Source organism: Kitasatospora sp. NPDC053308 (assembly GCF_055585785.1).
Window position 1 is genome coordinate 23,696 of sequence record NZ_JBVJJY010000037.1, and the last position, 17,532, is coordinate 41,227.

Genomic DNA, 17,532 nt, shown 5'->3' on the forward strand with positions numbered 1-17,532 from the left:
CACCGCTGTGTGGGGGAGTGTGGGGGAGGGGTGGGGGTCAGGCCTGCTGGTCCTCGGGGAGGCTGATCACCCAGCGGGTGTCCTGCCGGGGGCGCAGGTAGAACAGCCAGTAGAGGGTGGCGGCGGCGGTGATGCCGCCGGTCCACAGCAGGGGCTCGGTGTCCAGCTGGGTCATCACGTAGACCAGGACGGCGATCAGGACGACCGGGACGGCCGGCCACAGCGGCATCCGCCAGGCGGGGGCGTGCTTGTGGTGGGCGCGGCGGGAGAGCAGCGCGGCGACCGCGACCAGCAGGTACATCCCGGTGACGGCGACGCCGGTGATGTTGCTCAGCAGCTCGCCCTTGACGAAGCAGAGCGCGGCGCCGGGCAGGCCCACGGCCAGGGTGGCGATCCAGGGGGAGCCGAAGCGGCCGAGGGTGCCGAAGGCCTTGTTGACCGGCTCCGGCCAGGCCTTGTCACGGGCGGAGGCGAACAGCACCCGGGAGTTCTGGATGACCATGACGATGCCGGCGTTGATGATGGCCAGCGCGACGCAGAGGCTGATGAAGGTGCCGACCGCGGAGTTGCTCCAGGCGGTGACCATGCCGGAGATGTCGCCGGAGGTCAGGGTCTGCAGGTCGGGGGCGCCCACGGTGATGGCGATGACCGGGATCAGGATGACCGCGGAGGAGATGCCGAGCGTCCACAGCACGGTGCGGGAGACGTTGCGGCGGGGGTTCTCCAGCTCCTCGGACAGGTAGACGGCGGTGGAGAAGCCCTGGGTGATGAAGAGGGCGATGCCGAGCGCGCCGACCACGGCGCCCACGCTCACCGTGGTGGTGGCGCCGCCGTCCCCGGCGACCACGCCGTGCAGCAGGCTCGGGGCGTGGCTGTTGGCGTGGGCGAAGCCGAGCACCGAGACGACGCCGGCCGCGATGACCTCCAGCACCAGGAAGATGCCGGTGATCCAGGCGTTGGCGCGCAGGTCGAGCAGACCGGCCAGGGTGGCGGCCAGCATCACGGCGGCGCCGGTCATGGCCTTGTCCACGTGCAGGACGGGTGCGAGGTAGTCGGCGGTGCCGAGCGCGATGACCGAGGGGACGATCATCACCACGATCAGGGAGAGCACGAAGACCAGCCAGCCCATCAGCCGTCCGGCCAGGGTGCCGACCATCGCGTACTCGCCGCCGGCGCTGGGGATCAGCGTGCCGAGCTCGGAGTAACAGAACGCGACGGCGACGCAGAGCACGGTGCCGATGGCGATGGCCAGGGCGGTGGCGCTGCCGATGCTGGAGAACAGCTCCGGCACGATCACGAAGAGCGTCGACGCGGGGGTGACGCAGGACAGCGTGAGCAGCGTGCCGCCCACGACGCCGATCGAGCGCTTGAGCTGCTGGGGCGCTGCCGCCTCGGCCGCCGGGGCGGCTACGTTCTGTGGCGGGCGAAGCGTGTCGGTCATGTGGCTTCCGATCGGCTCTGGGCGGTCCTGGATGGGGAGCGGTATCGCCTCCGCTGGCTGGCTGCTCGGTCTCGGTCCAGTCGCTCCCGGGCCGCAATGGAACCTTGGGCGTATTGACTGCGTCAACGTGGGAACCGCTGCGGAATCCGTTGCGGTGCACGGCATAAGCATGCGATCCGATGATCACGTTCGGTCATTGCGCGGTTTGTCCGACTTGTTACCTCGGCGTCCTCGGGATTGAATCGAAGGTAAACAAAGAGTTGAAGTACGGCATTCAAAGGCGTGACTCCGAGTGGACGGCGATACGCCCAGGCGCCCCGAAACGGCGGGAGGACGCCCGTGCCGGGTACGGGAACCGCAGCACCGGGCGGGAAAGATCTAGGTAACGTTTCAGCACCTGGGACGCCGAAGGGGTCGGACTCTGCGGAGTCCGACCCCTTCGATCACCGTCCGTCACGGCCGGCGTGGCTACACCACCGGTAGCCAGCCCGTCTGGACCATCTGCCCGTTGGTCGCGCGGCGTGACACGTACACCCCGCGGCCCGGCGGCAGCGCCTGGGGCTTGACCGTCCCCAGCAGCGCGCCCTCGTCCCGGTTCCCGGAGAGGATCACGCCCTGGCCGCCCAGCTCGCGCATCCGCTGCAGCACCGGCTCGTACAGCGAGCGCCCGGCGCCGCCCGCGCTGCGGGCCACGATCACCCGCAGGCCGATGTCCCGGGCGAACGGCAGGAACTCGGCCAGCGGCGCCAGCGGATTGCCCGAGCCGGTGGCGACCAGCTCGTAGTCGTCGACGATCACGAACATGTCCTTGCCGCTGTACCAGCTGCGGTTGCGCAGCTGCTCGGCGGTCACGTCCGGGCCCGGCAGACGGCGCGAGCAGGCGCCACGCAGCATGTCCACGACGGCCGACATGGCCGGCTGGGCGGCCGCGTACTCGACCAGGTACTCCGGCGGCACCGTGCCCAGCAGCGCGCGGCGGTAGTCGCCGACCACGATGCCCGCCTGCTCCGGCGTGTAGCGCTCGGTGATCTGCTTGATCAGCATCCGCAGGAGCGCGGACTTCCCGGACTCGGTGTCGCCGAAGACGATGAACAGCGGGTCGGTCTCGAAGTTCACGAAGACCGGCGCCAGCTCCGCCTCGTCCACGCCGAAGGACACGCCGCGCTCCGGGTGCTCGAAGCCCTTCGGCAGCGAGTTCCCGTCCAGGACGGCCGGGAGCATCCGCACCTGCGGGGCGCGCGGCCCCGACCAGGCGCCGTCGATCGCGGCGACCAGCCCGGCCACGCCGTCCTGCAGGTCCTCCACGGAGGAGGAGCCGTCCAGGCGCGGCAGACCGGACAGGAAGTGCAGCCGCTCCGGGGTGACGCCGCGGCCGGCCAGCGGCGGGACGTTCTGCGCCACCCGGCGGTCGACCTCGGACTCCATCGCGTCGCCGAGTTTGAGCTCGGTGCGGTTCTGCAGCAGGTCCTTCAGCGCCGGGCGGACCTCCGCGTACCGGGCCGCGGTGATGATCAGGTGGACGCCGTAGCCGAGGCCGCGCTGCGCGATGTCGCCGATGACCGGCTCCAGGCCCTCGAACTCCTGCTTGAAGGTGTTCCAGCCGTCGATCACCAGGAAGACGTCGCCGAAGGCCTCGTCCGGCAACTGCCCGGCCGCCCGGCGGGCCCGGTAGGTGCCGATGGTGTCGATCCCGGCGACCCGGAACAGCTCCTCGCGCCGGTTCATCACCCCGTGCACCTCGGAGACCATCCGGCGCACCTTGTCCACGTCCAGGCGCCCGGCCACCCCGCCGACGTGCGGCAGCCCGGCCAGCGACCCGAAGCTGCCCGCACCGAAGTCCAGCAGGTAGAACTGCACCTCGCGCGCGGTGTGGGTGAGCGCGAACGCCGCCACCGTGGTGCGCACCACGGTCGACTTGCCCGAACGCGGGCCGCCCACGACCAGGCCGTGACCGGCCGCCCCCGCGTAGTCGACCTCCAGGATGTCCGTCTTCTGCTCGCGCGGCTTGTCCACGACGCCGATCGGCGCCCGCAGCCGGCCCACCGGGTAGCCGGGGGCGGTCAGCCCGCGCTCCGGCACCACCTGCAGCGGCGGCAGCAGGTGGTCCATGCTCGGCGCCTCCTCCAGCGGCGGCAGCCACACCTGGTGCGCGGCCGGACCCTGGCCGGCCATCCGCTGGACGAACACGTCCAGCACGGTGTCCACCAGCGCGTCGTCCTGCTCCGGCGCCGCCGGGGCCTCCTCCTCCACCGGGTCCGGCAGGTCCACGAAGGCCGCGGTGAACTCCACCGGCCGCGCGGCGACCCGCCGCCCGCCGGTCGACCGCTGCTGCCCCGGGGCCCGGTACGGGCCCGAGACGTAGGCGGCCTTGAACCGGTCCATCACGTCCTCGCCGAACTTGAGGTAGCCGACGCCCGGCACCGGCGGCAGGTGGTACGCGTCCGGCACGCCGATCGCGGCCCGCGACTCGGCCGCCGAGAAGGTGCGCAGACCGATCCGGTAGGAGAGGTAGGTGTCCAGGCCGCGCAGCTTGCCCTCCTCGAGGCGCTGCGAGGCCAGCAGCAGGTGCACGCCCAGCGACCGGCCGATCCGGCCGATCTGGATGAACATCTCGATGAAGTCCGGCTTGGCGGTGAGCAGCTCGGAGAACTCGTCGATGATCAGCACCAGCGAGGGCAGCGGGTCCAGCGCCGCGCCGGCCGCCCGGGCCCGCTCGTACTCGTGGATGTTGGCGTAGTTGCCCGCCGAGCGCAGCAGCTCCTGCCGGCGGTGCAGCTCGCCCTCGATCGCGTCGCGCATGCGGTCGACCAGGGTGAGCTCGCCCTCCAGGTTGGTGATCACCGCGGAGGTGTGCGGCATGTCGGCCATGCCGGAGAAGGTCGCACCGCCCTTGAAGTCGGCGAGGACGAAGTTGAGGATCTCCGAGGAGTGCGTCATCGCCAGTGCCAGCACCAGGGTGCGCAGCAGCTCCGACTTGCCGGAACCGGTCGCGCCCACGCACAGGCCGTGCGGGCCCATGCCCTCCAGCGCGGCCTCCTTGATGTCCAGGTAGACGTGCTCGCCGTTGGCGCCGACCCCGATCGGCACCCGCATCCGCTCGTGCTGGGCGCGCTGGCGCCAGCTGCGGTTCACGTCGAAGGAGCCCGGATCGCCCGAGTTCATCATGTCGGTGAAGTCCAGGTTGGACAGCAGCGGCTCGTCGTCCCCGCCGGCCGAGATCCGGTACGGCGCCAACTGCCGCGCCAGTGCCTCCGACTGCCACACCGAGAGCAGGTCCGGCTTGCCGGTGTACGTCGCCCCGGAGGCCGAACGCAGCACCAGCTCCTCGGAGTTGACCGTCACCATCAGGTGCCCGCTGGGCTCGTCCACCTCGCCCGGGACGACCTCGACGACGGTCACGCCCTGCACGCCCTCCGGGCTCGCCAGGAGCGAGTCGTGCGGCACCCCGGCGCCGTCCATGACGACCACCAGGTGCGGCTGGTCCGCCGCCGGCGCCGCGTCCCGGACGAAGCGCTGGCGCCCGGCCAGCTCGTCCTGCAGCAGGTGCTCCAGGTCACCGAGGTCGGTGGCGAACAGCCGGCGCGAGCCCGCGCCGTCGTTCTCCTTGCGGTGCTGGTTGTGCGGGAGCCACTTGGTCCACTCCCACTCCTCGGCCGCGCCGGGCGCCGCCGCGACCGCCACCATCAGGTCGTCCGGCGAGTGCAGGGTGGTCAACTGGGCGATCATCGCCCGCACGTTGCCGTACACCGAGTCCGGGTCCCCGCACACCGTGATGTGGTAGAAGGCGCGCAGCGACACCGCCAACGGCAGGTCCTGCAGGGTGCCGTGCGCCTTCAGGAAGGAGTGCATCGCGGCGGCCGACAGCGGTTCCAGCTCGTCCATCGGCGCGGTCTGCGGCGCCACCAGCGGCGTGGACAGCTGCACCGGCCCCAGACCCACCCGGATCTGCGCGAAGTCGCCGTCCCCGGGGCGCCGCTCCCACAGCCGCCGGCCGTCCTCGACGATCGACCACAGCTGGTCCGGTGCCGGGTTCAGGAACAGCAGCGCGCCGCGCTGGCGCTCCGCCGTGCGGCGCACCTGGCGGCGCGTCTGCTGCAGGTACTTGAGGTAGTCGCGCCGCTCGTCCGCCATCGCGGTGGAGCCGCCCTTGCGGGCCCGCACGATCTGGGCCAGCACCATGCCGACCGTCGAGGCGATCATCAGACCGCCCATGACCTTCATCGGGGCGGCCGCTCCCGGCGCGAAGAAGAAGACCGCCGAACCGCCCATGCCGAGCATCGGCAGGATGCTCATCAGCCAGTCCTCGCCGCCCTGCCGGGGCAGTTCGGGCGGGCTGACCAGCTCCACCGGTTCGTCCGGCACCGTGGGCGGATAGGCCCTGGCCGGTCGCTTGACCGTGATCACACCCATGTGTCATCCACCCCGTGGCGTCGATCGATCACTTCGGCATCAGCCCGCACGCGACTGCGCACGGCCCGTACGGGAATCCGGTGGCTGAGGACGCCCCACACAGCGCAGCCCCCCGTACCTTCGCGCAGGCGCCGATCCTAACGGTCGGGCCCGTACCGCCCGACAGGCCCCGGTCACCAGCCGAACGGGTAGGGTAACGCCGCGCCAACTCGCGGCCCGGTCGGGCCGGTTCCGCAGCCACACCGAGCGCCGCCGGCCTCGGCACCGTCAACAAGGGGGAGCGCCACGTGCGTCGAAGGATCGAGGTGCGGCCATGACCACGTCCGCCGCGACCGGCTACTGCCGGGTGACCGTCGTCGCCCCGGACCGCCGGATCGACGTCGCCCTGCCCGAGGACATCCCGCTCGCGGACGTCTACCCCGAGGTGCTGCGCCTGGCCAACCAGAGCCAGCCCGACGGCGCCCCCACCGGCTTCCACCTGGTCCGCCGGGACGGCACCGTCCTGGACAGCGGTCTGCCACTGGCCGCCCAGCAGGTCCGCGACGGCGACCTGCTCGCGCTGCGCCCCTTCGCCGAGTCCCTGCCGCCGGCCGTCTACGACGACGTCGCCGACGCCATCGCCAGCGCCGTCGAGGCCGACCGCCGGTTCTGGACCGCCGAGCTGATGCGCGGCTTCGGACTCATCGGCGCCGGGGTGCTGCTCGCCCTGCTCGGCTTCGCGCTCTGGTTCTCCGACCTGCGCCACGACATGCACGGCCTGCCCGGCGTGCTGGCCGGCGTGACCGCCGTCGTGCTCACCGCGCTGGCCGGCGTCCGCGCCCGGGTCTACCAGGACGCGCACGCCGCGCTCGCGCTCGGCCTCGGCGCCCTGCCGCACGCCATGATCGCCGGGAGCGGGCTCATCGCCGTCGCCCACCCGTGGGACGGCCCCGGCCGGCTCCAGTTCCTGGCCGGCTGCACCGCCGTCCTGGTGGTCGCCGTCCTGCTGAGCGGTCTGCTGCCGGAGAAGGACGCGGTGTTCGTCGCCGCCGCCCTGGTCGCCGCCGCCGGCGCGCTCGCCACCTTCGCCGCCGTCCTGATGCCCGCGACCCCGGCCGGGCACATCGCCGCCGTCACCGGCGTCGCCGCCGTCGCCGCCGTCGGCTTCCTGCCGGGCCTCTCCGCCCGCTTCGCCCGGCTGCCGGTCGGCTTCAGCGCCCCCGGCCAGACCCGCACCCGCAGCCGCGACTACGACGAGGAGGCCGAGCGCGCCGAGGCCGTCCAGTACGAGAAGATCGCGCACCAGGCCCGCCGCGGCCACGAGGTGCTGGTCGGCCTGGTCGGCGGCTGCGCCGCGGTCGTGGTCGGCGCCTGCGCCGTCCTCGGTTTCACCGACGAGACCTTCCCCGAGGTGCTCGCGCTCGCCCTGGGCCTGGCCACCATGCTGCGCGCCCGGCTGTTCCGCTACACCGCGCAGGTCCTCAGCCTCACCGTGGCCGGCCTGCTCGGCCTGTGCCTGCTGATCGTCGGGCTGTCCCTGCACACCCCGCAGTTCTTCCTGCGGGTGGCCGGCTCCACCACCCAGCTCGACCTGCGCACCATCTGGCTGGCGGTCTCCATCGCCTTCGGCGCCGCGCTGCTCGTCGCGATCGCGCTGGTGGTGCCCCGGCTCGGCGTCTCCCCCTTCTGGGGCCGCATGCTGGACCTGGTCGACAGCCTCACCCTGATCTCGCTCGTCCCGCTGGCGCTCGCCGTCCTGGACGTCTACCGACTGGTCCGCGGCGCCATCGGCTGACCCGCCCCGGGCCTCCCGCCGGCCCGCTGATCGGCCGGGTGGGCGGCACTGGTACGCTTGGCCTTCGAGTGCAGCCGTGTGTCCGCAGCCCCCCGGGGCGCACAGCGCGGGCGGCGCTCACGACACCGAGTTCTCGATGAGTCCTGTGTTGTCGACCAGGACCGCTCGGTAGACCCCGAAGGAGTTGCAGTGGCTCTCGCCTCTGACGTCAAGAAGCAGATCATCGCCGAGTTCGGCCAGAAGGAGGGCGACACCGGCTCCCCCGAGGTTCAGGTGGCCATGCTCTCCCGCCGCATCTCGGACCTGACCGAGCACCTCAAGTCGCACAAGCACGACCACCACTCCCGTCGTGGCCTGCTGATCCTGGTCGGCCAGCGCCGCCGTCTGCTGCAGTACCTGGCCAAGAAGGACATCGAGCGCTTCCGTACGCTCGTCGACCGCCTGGGCATCCGCCGCGGTGCCGCCGGTGGCGCCCGCTAAGACCGCCGCTCGGGGCGGCTCCCCACTCCGGGGAGCCGCCCCTCGCGCGTATGCCGCGGCCGTCGGGCCGCGGCGCCCGGACATAACAACTCGCGCGCACCTCCCCGGGTGCCCGAGGATTGCACCGTAGGGTTGTGGGCATGCCGGGTGATGGCGCACCAGCGCGCCACCCAGGCGAAAGACCCGAACCCCCCGCGGGACGAAGGCTTCAAACGGAAGCCGCCCGCATCCGAGAGAGCGTCCAGACGCGGACCGCCCCTCCGGCCCGGCAGCCGTGTGGCGCCGGTCCTCGGTAGTGGCCGCCGGAACCCCCGCAGACCGAGCGGGGCACCCCGGAGGCTTCGATCGAAGACCGGCCCGACTGCCGCCCTCCCCGGCAAGGAGGGCCCCAGGGCCGACCGCAGGCACTGCGCGGGGGCGCTCTCCCGGAGACGTACGAAAGAGGAGATCTTCCAGGTGGAAGAGAACGTGTTCTACGCCGAGGCCGTGATCGACAACGGTTCCTTCGGCACCCGTACCATCCGCTTCGAGACCGGCCGTCTGGCCCGTCAGGCCGCCGGCTCCGCCGTGGCCTACCTGGACGACGACACCATGGTGCTGTCGGCCACCAGCGCGTCCAAGCAGCCGAAGGAGCACTTCGACTTCTTCCCGCTGACCGTGGACGTCGAGGAGCGGATGTACGCCGCGGGCCGCATCCCCGGCTCGTTCTTCCGTCGTGAGGGCCGGCCCTCCGAGGACGCGATCCTCACCTGCCGCCTGATCGACCGCCCGCTGCGCCCGTCCTTCGTCAAGGGCCTGCGCAACGAGGTCCAGGTCGTCGTCACCGTGATGGCGCTCAACCCGGACCACCTGTACGACGTGGTCGCGATCAACGCCGCCTCCGCCTCCACCCAGCTGGCGGGCCTGCCGTTCTCCGGCCCGATCGGCGGCGTGCGCGTCGCGCTGATCAACGGCCAGTGGGTCGCCTTCCCGACCCACAGCGAGCTGGAGTCGGCCGTCTTCGACATGGTCGTCGCCGGTCGCGTCCTGCCGGACGGCGACGTCGCGATCATGATGGTCGAGGCCGAGGCCACCGACAAGACCATCAAGCTGGTCGAGGGCGGCGCCGACGCGCCGACCGAGGAGGTCGTCGCCTCCGGCCTCGAGGCCGCCAAGCCGTTCATCAAGGTCCTCTGCGCCGCGCAGGCGCAGCTGGCCGCCCAGGCCGCCAAGCCGACCGGCGAGTTCCCGGTCTTCCTGGACTACCAGGACGACGTCCTCGCCGCGCTGACCGCCGCCGTCAAGGACGAGCTCGCCCAGGCCCTCACCATCCCGGGCAAGCAGGAGCGCAACAACGAGCTGGACCGCGTCAAGGCGCTGGCCGCCGAGAAGCTGCTCCCCGAGTTCGAGGGCCGCGAGAAGGAGATCAGCGCCGCCTACAACGCGCTGACCAAGAAGATCGTCCGCGAGCGCGTCATCAAGGACAAGGTCCGCATCGACGGCCGCGGCGTCACCGACATCCGCACCCTGGCCGCCGAGGTCGAGGCCATCCCGCGGGTGCACGGCTCGGCCCTGTTCGAGCGCGGCGAGACCCAGATCCTGGGTGTCACCACGCTGAACATGCTGCGCATGGAGCAGCAGCTGGACACGCTCTCCCCGGAGACGCGCCGCCGCTACATGCACAACTACAACTTCCCGCCGTACTCCGTCGGCGAGACCGGCCGCGTGGGCTCGCCCAAGCGCCGCGAGATCGGCCACGGCGCGCTGGCCGAGCGGGCGATCCTGCCCGTGCTGCCCTCCCGCGAGGAGTTCCCGTACGCCATCCGCCAGGTCTCCGAGGCGCTCGGCTCCAACGGCTCCACCTCGATGGGCTCGGTCTGCGCCTCGACCATGTCGCTGCTGAACGCCGGTGTGCCGCTGAAGGCCGCCGTCGCCGGCATCGCGATGGGCCTGATCTCCCAGGAGATCGACGGCGAGACCCACTACGTCACGCTGACCGACATCCTCGGCGCCGAGGACGCGTACGGCGACATGGACTTCAAGGTCGCCGGTACCCGCAACTTCATCACCGCCCTGCAGCTGGACACCAAGCTGAACGGCATCCCGGCGTCGGTGCTCGCCGCCGCGCTGAAGCAGGCCAAGGACGCCCGCCTGCACATCCTCGACGTGATGAACGAGGCCATCGACTCCCCGGACGAGATGTCGCCGAACGCGCCGCGCATCATCACCATCAAGATCCCGGTGGACAAGATCGGTGAGGTCATCGGCCCCAAGGGCAAGATGATCAACCAGATCCAGGAGGACACCGGCGCCGAGATCACGATCGAGGACGACGGCACCATCTACATCGGTGCCGCCGACGGCCCGGCCGCCGAGGCCGCCCGCACCACGATCAACCAGATCGCCAACCCGACCATGCCGGAGGTCGGCGAGCGCTACCTGGGCACCGTGGTCAAGACCACGACCTTCGGCGCGTTCGTGTCGCTGATGCCGGGCAAGGACGGCCTGCTCCACATCTCGCAGATCCGCAAGCTGGCCGGCGGCAAGCGCGTGGAGAACGTCGAGGACGTCCTCGGCGTCGGCGCCAAGGTCCAGGTCGAGATCGCCGAGATCGACCCGCGCGGCAAGCTCTCCCTGATCCCGGTCATCGAGGGCGAAGAGGGCGGCGAGGCCGCTTCCGAGTGAAGCGCCGCTAGCTGATCCCTGCGGCCCGTACGCCTCCGCGGCGTGCGGGCCGCACCCCGTTGTCCATGCTTTCGTCCGCACGTGCCTTCACCCACGTGCGTTTCCTCTGGAGGTACCCCCCGTGGCCCAGGCCCCGGCGGTAAAGCAGCGCCCCGGCACCACCCGGACCCTGCTCAAGGGCGTCGACGGCGCCGGCACGGTGCGCCGCACCGTCCTCCCCGGCGGCCTGCGGGTCGTCACCGAGACCCTGCCGACGGTCCGCTCCGCGACCTTCGGCATCTGGGTCGGCGTCGGCTCGCGGGACGAGACCCCGCAGCTCAACGGCGCCACCCACTACCTGGAGCACCTGCTCTTCAAGGGCACCGAGCGGCGCAGCGCGCTGGACATCTCGGCGGCCCTGGACGCGGTCGGCGGCGAGATGAACGCCTTCACCGCGAAGGAGAACACCTGCTACTACGCCCGGGTCCTGGACACCGACCTGCCGCTGGCCATCGACGTGGTCTGCGACATGCTCACCGGCTCGCTGATCCGCACCGAGGACGTGGAGGCCGAGCGCGGCGTCATCCTCGAGGAGATGGCGATGGCCGAGGACGACCCGGGCGACGTGGTGCACGACCTGTTCGCCAAGGTGATCTACGGCAGCGGACCGCTCGGCCGCCCGATCCTCGGCACCCAGGAGACCATCAGGACGCTCACCCGGGACCAGATCGCGGGCTTCTACCGCCGCCGCTACCGGCCCGAGCACCTGGTCGTCGCCGCAGCCGGCAACCTGGACCACCGCAAGGTGGTCAAGCAGGTCGAGGAGGCCTTCGCCCCGGTGCTGGTCCGCTCCTCGGCGGCCCCCGCCGAGGCCCGCCGCGGCGTCAAGGCGGTGCGGACGGCCGGCAAGGTCGAGGTGCTCAACCGGTCCACCGAGCAGGCCCACCTGGTGCTGGGCGTGCCCGGGGTGCCCCGCCACGACGAGCGCCGCTGGGCGATGGGCGTGCTCAACGCGGCGCTGGGCGGCGGGATGAGCTCCCGGCTGTTCCAGGAGGTCCGCGAGAAGCGCGGCCTGGCGTACTCGGTCTACTCGTACTCCTCGTCCTACGCGGACAGCGGCCTGTTCGGCATCTACGCCGGCTGCCAGCCCAAGCGGGTCGAGGAGGTGCTGCGGATCTGCCGCGCCGAGCTGGCCAAGGTGGTGGCCGACGGCATCACCGAGGAGGAGCTGCAGCGCGCGATCGGGCAGATCTCCGGCTCCACCGTGCTCGGCATGGAGGACACCGGCTCGCTGATGAACCGGATCGGCAAGGCCGAGCTCAGCTACGGCCACCACCTGTCGGTGGACGACATGCTGGAGCGGATCGCCGCGGTGACCCTGGACGACGTCCAGGAGGTGGCCCGTGATGTGCTGGGCGCGTACCGGCCGTCGCTGGCGCTGATCGGTCCGATCAACGACAAGCGGGCCGCCAAGCTCGCCGATCTGCTGGTCTGAGACCGGCCGGTGTGAGAGGAACTTCGCTATGACGCTGCGTGTCGCCGTGATCGGCGCCAAGGGACGGATCGGCTCCGAGGCGGTCAAGGCGGTGGAGGCCGCGCCGGACCTGGAGCTGGTGGCCGCGCTCGGCCGCGGCTCCGAGTTGACGGAGCTGACCGACTCCGGGGCCCAGGTGGCCGTGGAGCTGACCCATCCGGACTCGGTGATGGGCAACCTCGACTACTGCGTCCACCACGGGATCCACGTCGTCACCGGCACCACCGGCTGGACGGACGAGCGGCTCGCCACCGTCCGCGGCTGGTTGGACGAGGCGCCGGAACTCGGTCTGCTGATCGCGCCGAACTTCTCCATCGGCGCGATCCTCGGCATGAAGTTCTCCCAGGTCGCGGCGAAGTACTTCGAGTCGGTCGAGGTGGTCGAGCTGCACCACGACCGCAAGGCCGACGCGCCCAGCGGCACCGCCACCCGCACCGCGCAGCTGATCGCGGCCGCCCGGGCCGAGGCCGGCCGCCCGCCGCAGCAGGACCCGACCACCCACAGCCTGCCCGGCGCGCGCGGCGCCGACGTGGACGGGGTGCCGGTGCACGCGGTGCGGCTGCGCGGTCTGCTCGCCCACCAGCAGGTGATGTTCGGCGACACCGGCGAGACGCTCACCATCCGGCACGACTCGCTGCACCACAGCAGCTTCATGCCGGGCATCCTGCTGGGCGTGCGCAAGGTCGTCGAGACGCCGGGGCTGACCTTCGGCCTCGAGCACTTCCTGGACCTGTGACCGTGTCGATTCCCAGGAGGAGCGCGTCATGACCTCCCGTACCGGCTTCTTCGTCCTGTCCGGCGTGCTGCTGCTGGTCGCCCTGATCTGCGTGGGGGAGGGCGTCCAGCTGGTCGCCACCGGCAAGCCGCTCGGCATCGGCATCGGGGTCTGCGCCTTCGTCATCCCGGTGATCGGCGTCTGGTTCCTGCGCCAGACCGTCCGCTTCGGACGGGACAGCGAGCGCCTCGCCCGGGAGCTGGAGGCCGAGGGCGGCCTGCCGGTGGACGAGCTGAAGCGCTCCAGTGGCGGGCGGATCGACCGGGCCTCGGCCGACGCGGTGTTCGCCCGCCGCCAGGCCGAGGCGGAGGCCGAGCCGGGCGACTGGCGGGTCTGGTTCCGACTCGCCGTGGCCTACGCCGACGCCGGCGACACCCCGCGCGCCCGCAAGACCATGCAGCACGCCATCAAGCTGCACAGCACCGAACCCGCAAGGAGCAACGCGTGAGCGACGAACCGACGGCCCCCAGTTTCCGCAGCGACGTGACGGTGGAGCTGGTCCGCAGCGCCGCCGCCGACTCGGACGTCATCTGGGCGGCCCGGGTCTCGACCGCGGGGGAGCAGTCCCTGGAGGCGCTCTCGCAGGACCCGGAGAAGTCGAAGGGTCTGATCAACTTCCTGATGCGCGACCGGCACGGCACGCCGTTCGAGCACAACTCGATGACCTTCTTCATCAGCGCGCCGATCTTCGTCTTCCGGGAGTTCCACCGGCACCGCAGCGGCTGGTCGTACAACGAGGAGTCCGGCCGCTACCGCGAGCTGGAGCCGGTCTTCTACGTGCCCGCCGAGGACCGCAAGCTGGTCCAGCAGGGCCGTCCGGGGCGCTACGAGTTCGTCGAGGGCTCCCCGAAGCAGCACGCGACCGTCACCAAGGCGATGGAGGCCTCCTACCGCGAGTCCTACGCCCGCTACCAGGAGATGCTGGCGGCCGGGGTGGCGCGCGAGGTGGCCCGCGCGGTGCTGCCGGTGGGCCTGTTCTCCTCGATGTACGCGACCTGCAACTCGCGCTCGCTGATGCACTTCCTGTCGCTGCGCACCAAGCGGGAGAACTCGGCGGTGCCGTCCTTCCCGCAGCGCGAGATCGAGATGGTCGCCGAGCAGATGGAGGAGCAGTGGGCGCAGCTCATGCCGCTCACCCATGCGGCCTTCGAGAAGCACGGTCGAGTCGCCCCCTGACCTGGGACGACAGGCATATGGGCAGAGTGTCTGGCATGTCTGGATTGCGGCTTTTCTAGCCGCTCCCTACATTCGTGAACACGGATTCCGGTGCTGCCTGAACCCCCGAGCGGGCAGCACCGGGATCCCATCTCTTTGCCCCCGGCCCGCCACACCTGTCCGAACCCTGGACCGGCATGGGTACCGCCCCACCGCCTACGAGTAGTTTTGGACGCATGGCTCCGATCTCCACCCCCCAGACGCCGTTCGGCCGGGTCCTGACCGCGATGGTCACCCCGTTCACCGCCGACGGCGGACTCGACCTCGACGGCGCCCAGCGCCTCGCCACGCACCTCGTCGACTCCGGCAACGACGGCCTCGTCGTCAACGGCACCACCGGTGAGTCCCCGACCACCAGCGACGCCGAGAAGGCCCAGCTGATCCGCGCCGTGGTGGAGGCGGTCGGGGATCGCGCCCACGTGGTGGCCGGTGTCGGCACCAACGACACCCACCACAGCATCGAGCTGGCCCGACAGGCGCAGGCCGCCGGAGCACACGGCCTGCTGGCCGTCACGCCGTACTACAGCAAGCCCCCGCAGGAGGGCCTGTACCGGCACACCGTCGCCGTGGCCGACGCCACCGAGCTGCCGGTCATGCTGTACGACATCCCGGGCCGCAGCGGGGTGGCGCTCAGCCACGAGACGCTGGTCCGTCTCGGCGAGCACCCGCGGATCGTCGCCAACAAGGACGCCAAGGGCGACCTCGGCGCCGCGGCCTGGGCGATCGCCCGCTCCGACCTCGCCTGGTACTCCGGCGACGACATCCTGAACCTGCCGCTGCTGTCCGTCGGAGCCGTCGGTGTGGTCAGCGTCGTCGGGCACGTCGTGGCCGGCGAACTGCGCACGATGATCGAGGCCCACCTGGCGGGCGATGTGGTCAAGGCCACCAGCATCCACCAGCGCCTGCTGCCGGTGTTCAGCGGTATGTTCCGCACGCAGGGCGTGATCCTCACCAAGGCGGCGCTGGAGCTGCAGGGCCTTCCGGCCGGTCCGCTGCGGCTCCCGCTGATCGGAGCGACGCCCGAGGAGATCGCGCGATTGAAGCAGGATCTCGCCGCCGGCGGGGTACACCTGTAGCAGACACAGACGTGCGCGCCCCGGCTCGCCGGACCCCCGGGTCCGCCGCTGGACCGGACCGAAGGCGCGAGAGCACAGACCCAGTAGGAAAACGACACTGAGTACGCACGCCATATGTCGCCGGGGGAGGACCCCGGGCATATGGCGTGCGTCGTGAGGAGAGTCTTTTGAGCCACCCGCACCCCGAACTCGGCGCACCCCCGGCCCTGAAGGAGGGCGCCCTCCGCATCACTCCGCTCGGCGGCCTCGGTGAGATCGGCCGCAACATGACGGTCTTCGAATACGGGGACCGCATCCTGATCGTCGACTGCGGCGTCCTCTTCCCCGAGGACGAGCAGCCCGGCGTGGACCTGATCCTTCCGGACTTCACCTACATCCGGGACCGCCTCGACAAGATCGACGGCATCATCCTCACCCACGGGCACGAGGACCACATCGGCGCCGTCCCGTTCCTCCTGCGGGAGAACCCGGACATCCCGCTGATCGGCTCGAAGCTGACCCTGGCCCTGATCGAGGCCAAGCTCGCCGAGCACCGGATCCGCCCGTACGTGCTGGAGGTCAAGGAGGGCGAGCGCGAGCGCATCGGCCCCTTCGACTGCGAGTTCATCGCGGTCAACCACTCCATCCCGGACGCCCTCGCCGTGGCCGTCCGCACCCCCGCCGGCATGGTCGTGGCCACCGGCGACTTCAAGATGGACCAGCTGCCGCTCGACGGCCGCCTGACCGACCTGCCCACCTTCGCCAAGCTGGCGGAGGAGGGCATGGACCTGCTGCTGGTGGACTCCACCAACGCCGAGGTCCCCGGCTTCATCCCGCACGAGCGGGACATCTCGGCCGCGCTGCGAAACGTTTTCGCGAACGCGGACCGGCGCATCATCGTCGCCTCCTTCGCGAGCCACGTGCACCGCATCCAGCAGGTCCTGGACGCCGCGCACGAGTACGGCCGCAAGGTCGCCTTCGTCGGGCGCTCGATGGTCCGCAACATGGGCATCGCCCGCGACCTCGGCTACCTGAAGGTCCCCGGCAACCTGATCGTGGACGTCAAGCAGCTGGACGACCTCCCGGAGAAGGAGGTCGTGCTGATCTGCACCGGCTCGCAGGGCGAGCCGATGGCCGCACTCTCCCGGATGGCCAACCGCGACCACCAGATCCGCATCGTCGAGGGTGACACCGTCGTCCTGGCGTCCTCCCTGATCCCCGGCAACGAGAACGCCGTCTACCGGGTGATCAACGGCCTGACCCGGTGGGGCGCCAAGGTCGTGCACAAGGGCAACGCCAAGGTGCACGTCTCCGGCCACGCCTCGGCCGGCGAGCTGCTCTACTTCTTCAACATCTGCAAGCCGCGCAACCTGATGCCGGTCCACGGCGAGTGGCGCCACCTGCGGGCGGCCGCCGACCTGGGCATCGCCACCGGCGTGCCGCGCAACCGCGTGGTCATCGCCGAGGACGGCGTGTGCGTCGACCTGGAGAAGGGCGTCGCCCGGATCGTCGGCAAGGTGCAGGCCGGGTACGTCTACGTGGACGGCTCGTCGGTCGGCGACATCACCGAGGCCTCGCTCAAGGACCGCAGGATCCTCGGCGAGGAGGGCTTCATCTCGGTCTTCGTCGCGGTCGACTCGACCAACGGCAAGATCGTCGGCGGCCCGACCATCCAGGCGCGCGGTTCCGGCATCGACGACGGTGCTTTCGTCCCCGTGGCCTCCAAGCTCCAGGAGGCCCTGGACCGCTCGGCGAGCGACGGCGTACTGGAGCCCCGCCAGGTGCAGCAGCTGGTTCGCCGGACCGTCGGCAAGTGGGTGGCGGACAACTACCGCCGCCGGCCGATGATCCTGCCGGTCGTGGTCGAGGTCTGACACTCGCCCTGGCGCTCGTTCAGGCGCCTGTTCAGGCGCCCGTTCGTCCCCGGCTGAGGCTGGTTTGACGTGGGGCGGCCCGGTGCGTAATGTTCTCCGGGTTGCCCCACGGGACGGCCCCTCGGAACGGGCTCGAATCTGAATTCGAGAACTACCGGGGAAAACGGCCCGAAAAACTCTGGTAGAGTTCGGGAGCGCCGAAAGGCAAAAGCCGATTCGATGAAAGAAACTCCGGAAAACGGAGCGGAAAACATCTGATAAGCTGGAAACACGAAAGAACGAAGCCCGGAGGGCCTGCTGGAAGGCGGCTCGAAGGAAGCGTCCGTTCCTT

11 protein-coding genes are annotated in these 17,532 nt (G+C 71.0%); 9 read left to right on the top strand and 2 right to left on the bottom strand.

Annotation, left to right across the window (positions count from 1 at the left end; genetic code table 11):
• Positions 1-37 precede the first annotated feature (37 nt).
• Entirely contained in the window at positions 38-1,441 is a 1,404-nt protein-coding gene (locus ACZ6Y7_RS37020) for an APC family permease (RefSeq protein ID WP_465762365.1), read from the bottom strand.
• A 468-nt stretch (positions 1,442-1,909) separates the two neighbouring features.
• Positions 1,910-5,851, bottom strand: a complete 3,942-nt coding sequence (gene eccCa / locus ACZ6Y7_RS37025; RefSeq protein WP_465762366.1) for a type VII secretion protein EccCa — start codon at positions 5,849-5,851, stop codon at positions 1,910-1,912.
• Between the two features lie 313 nt (positions 5,852-6,164).
• On the opposite strand from eccCa, the gene eccD reads away from it, so the two are divergent.
• The 9 genes from eccD to ACZ6Y7_RS37070 all read left to right on the top strand — a co-directional run bounded on the left by eccD (position 6,165) and on the right by ACZ6Y7_RS37070 (position 17,201).
• A complete protein-coding gene (eccD, locus tag ACZ6Y7_RS37030; protein ID WP_465762367.1) occupies positions 6,165-7,625 on the top strand; it encodes a type VII secretion integral membrane protein EccD in 1,461 nt (486 codons plus the stop codon).
• 189 nt (positions 7,626-7,814) lie between these two features.
• Positions 7,815-8,105, top strand: a complete 291-nt coding sequence (gene rpsO, locus ACZ6Y7_RS37035) for a 30S ribosomal protein S15 (protein ID WP_209416808.1) — start codon at positions 7,815-7,817, stop codon at positions 8,103-8,105.
• A 456-nt stretch (positions 8,106-8,561) separates the two neighbouring features.
• Positions 8,562-10,769, top strand: coding sequence for a polyribonucleotide nucleotidyltransferase (locus ACZ6Y7_RS37040; RefSeq protein WP_465762368.1), 2,208 nt, complete (start codon positions 8,562-8,564; stop codon positions 10,767-10,769).
• Positions 10,770-10,890: 121 nt separating this feature from the next.
• Entirely contained in the window at positions 10,891-12,243 is a 1,353-nt protein-coding gene (locus tag ACZ6Y7_RS37045; protein ID WP_465762369.1) for a M16 family metallopeptidase, read from the top strand.
• Positions 12,244-12,271: 28 nt separating this feature from the next.
• On the top strand, positions 12,272-13,018 hold the full coding sequence (dapB, locus tag ACZ6Y7_RS37050) for a 4-hydroxy-tetrahydrodipicolinate reductase (protein WP_465762370.1): 747 nt from the start codon (positions 12,272-12,274) through the stop codon (positions 13,016-13,018).
• 28 nt (positions 13,019-13,046) lie between these two features.
• Positions 13,047-13,505, top strand: coding sequence for a tetratricopeptide repeat protein (locus ACZ6Y7_RS37055; protein WP_465762371.1), 459 nt, complete (start codon positions 13,047-13,049; stop codon positions 13,503-13,505).
• Entirely contained in the window at positions 13,502-14,233 is a 732-nt protein-coding gene (gene thyX / locus ACZ6Y7_RS37060; protein WP_465762372.1) for an FAD-dependent thymidylate synthase, read from the top strand. The genes ACZ6Y7_RS37055 and thyX overlap by 4 nt, the downstream gene beginning before the upstream one ends.
• A 215-nt stretch (positions 14,234-14,448) precedes the next feature.
• Positions 14,449-15,348, top strand: a complete 900-nt coding sequence (gene dapA, locus ACZ6Y7_RS37065) for a 4-hydroxy-tetrahydrodipicolinate synthase (RefSeq protein WP_465762373.1) — start codon at positions 14,449-14,451, stop codon at positions 15,346-15,348.
• A gap of 167 nt (positions 15,349-15,515) precedes the next feature.
• Positions 15,516-17,201: a ribonuclease J gene (locus ACZ6Y7_RS37070; RefSeq protein WP_465762374.1), complete on the top strand. Its 1,686-nt coding sequence runs from the start codon at positions 15,516-15,518 to the stop codon at positions 17,199-17,201.
• Positions 17,202-17,532 lie beyond the last annotated feature (331 nt).

Bases quoted from the DNA above. Each gene is read 5' to 3' on its own strand.
- ACZ6Y7_RS37020 (WP_465762365.1), bottom strand. From the start codon at position 1,441: ATGACCGACACGCTTCGCCCGCCACAGAACGTAGCCGCCCCGGCGGCC.
- eccCa (WP_465762366.1), bottom strand. From the start codon at position 5,851: ATGGGTGTGATCACGGTCAAGCGACCGGCCAGGGCCTATCCGCCCACG.
- eccD (WP_465762367.1), top strand. From the start codon at position 6,165: ATGACCACGTCCGCCGCGACCGGCTACTGCCGGGTGACCGTCGTCGCC.
- dapB (WP_465762370.1), top strand. From the start codon at position 12,272: ATGACGCTGCGTGTCGCCGTGATCGGCGCCAAGGGACGGATCGGCTCC.
- ACZ6Y7_RS37055 (WP_465762371.1), top strand. From the start codon at position 13,047: ATGACCTCCCGTACCGGCTTCTTCGTCCTGTCCGGCGTGCTGCTGCTG.
- dapA (WP_465762373.1), top strand. From the start codon at position 14,449: ATGGCTCCGATCTCCACCCCCCAGACGCCGTTCGGCCGGGTCCTGACC.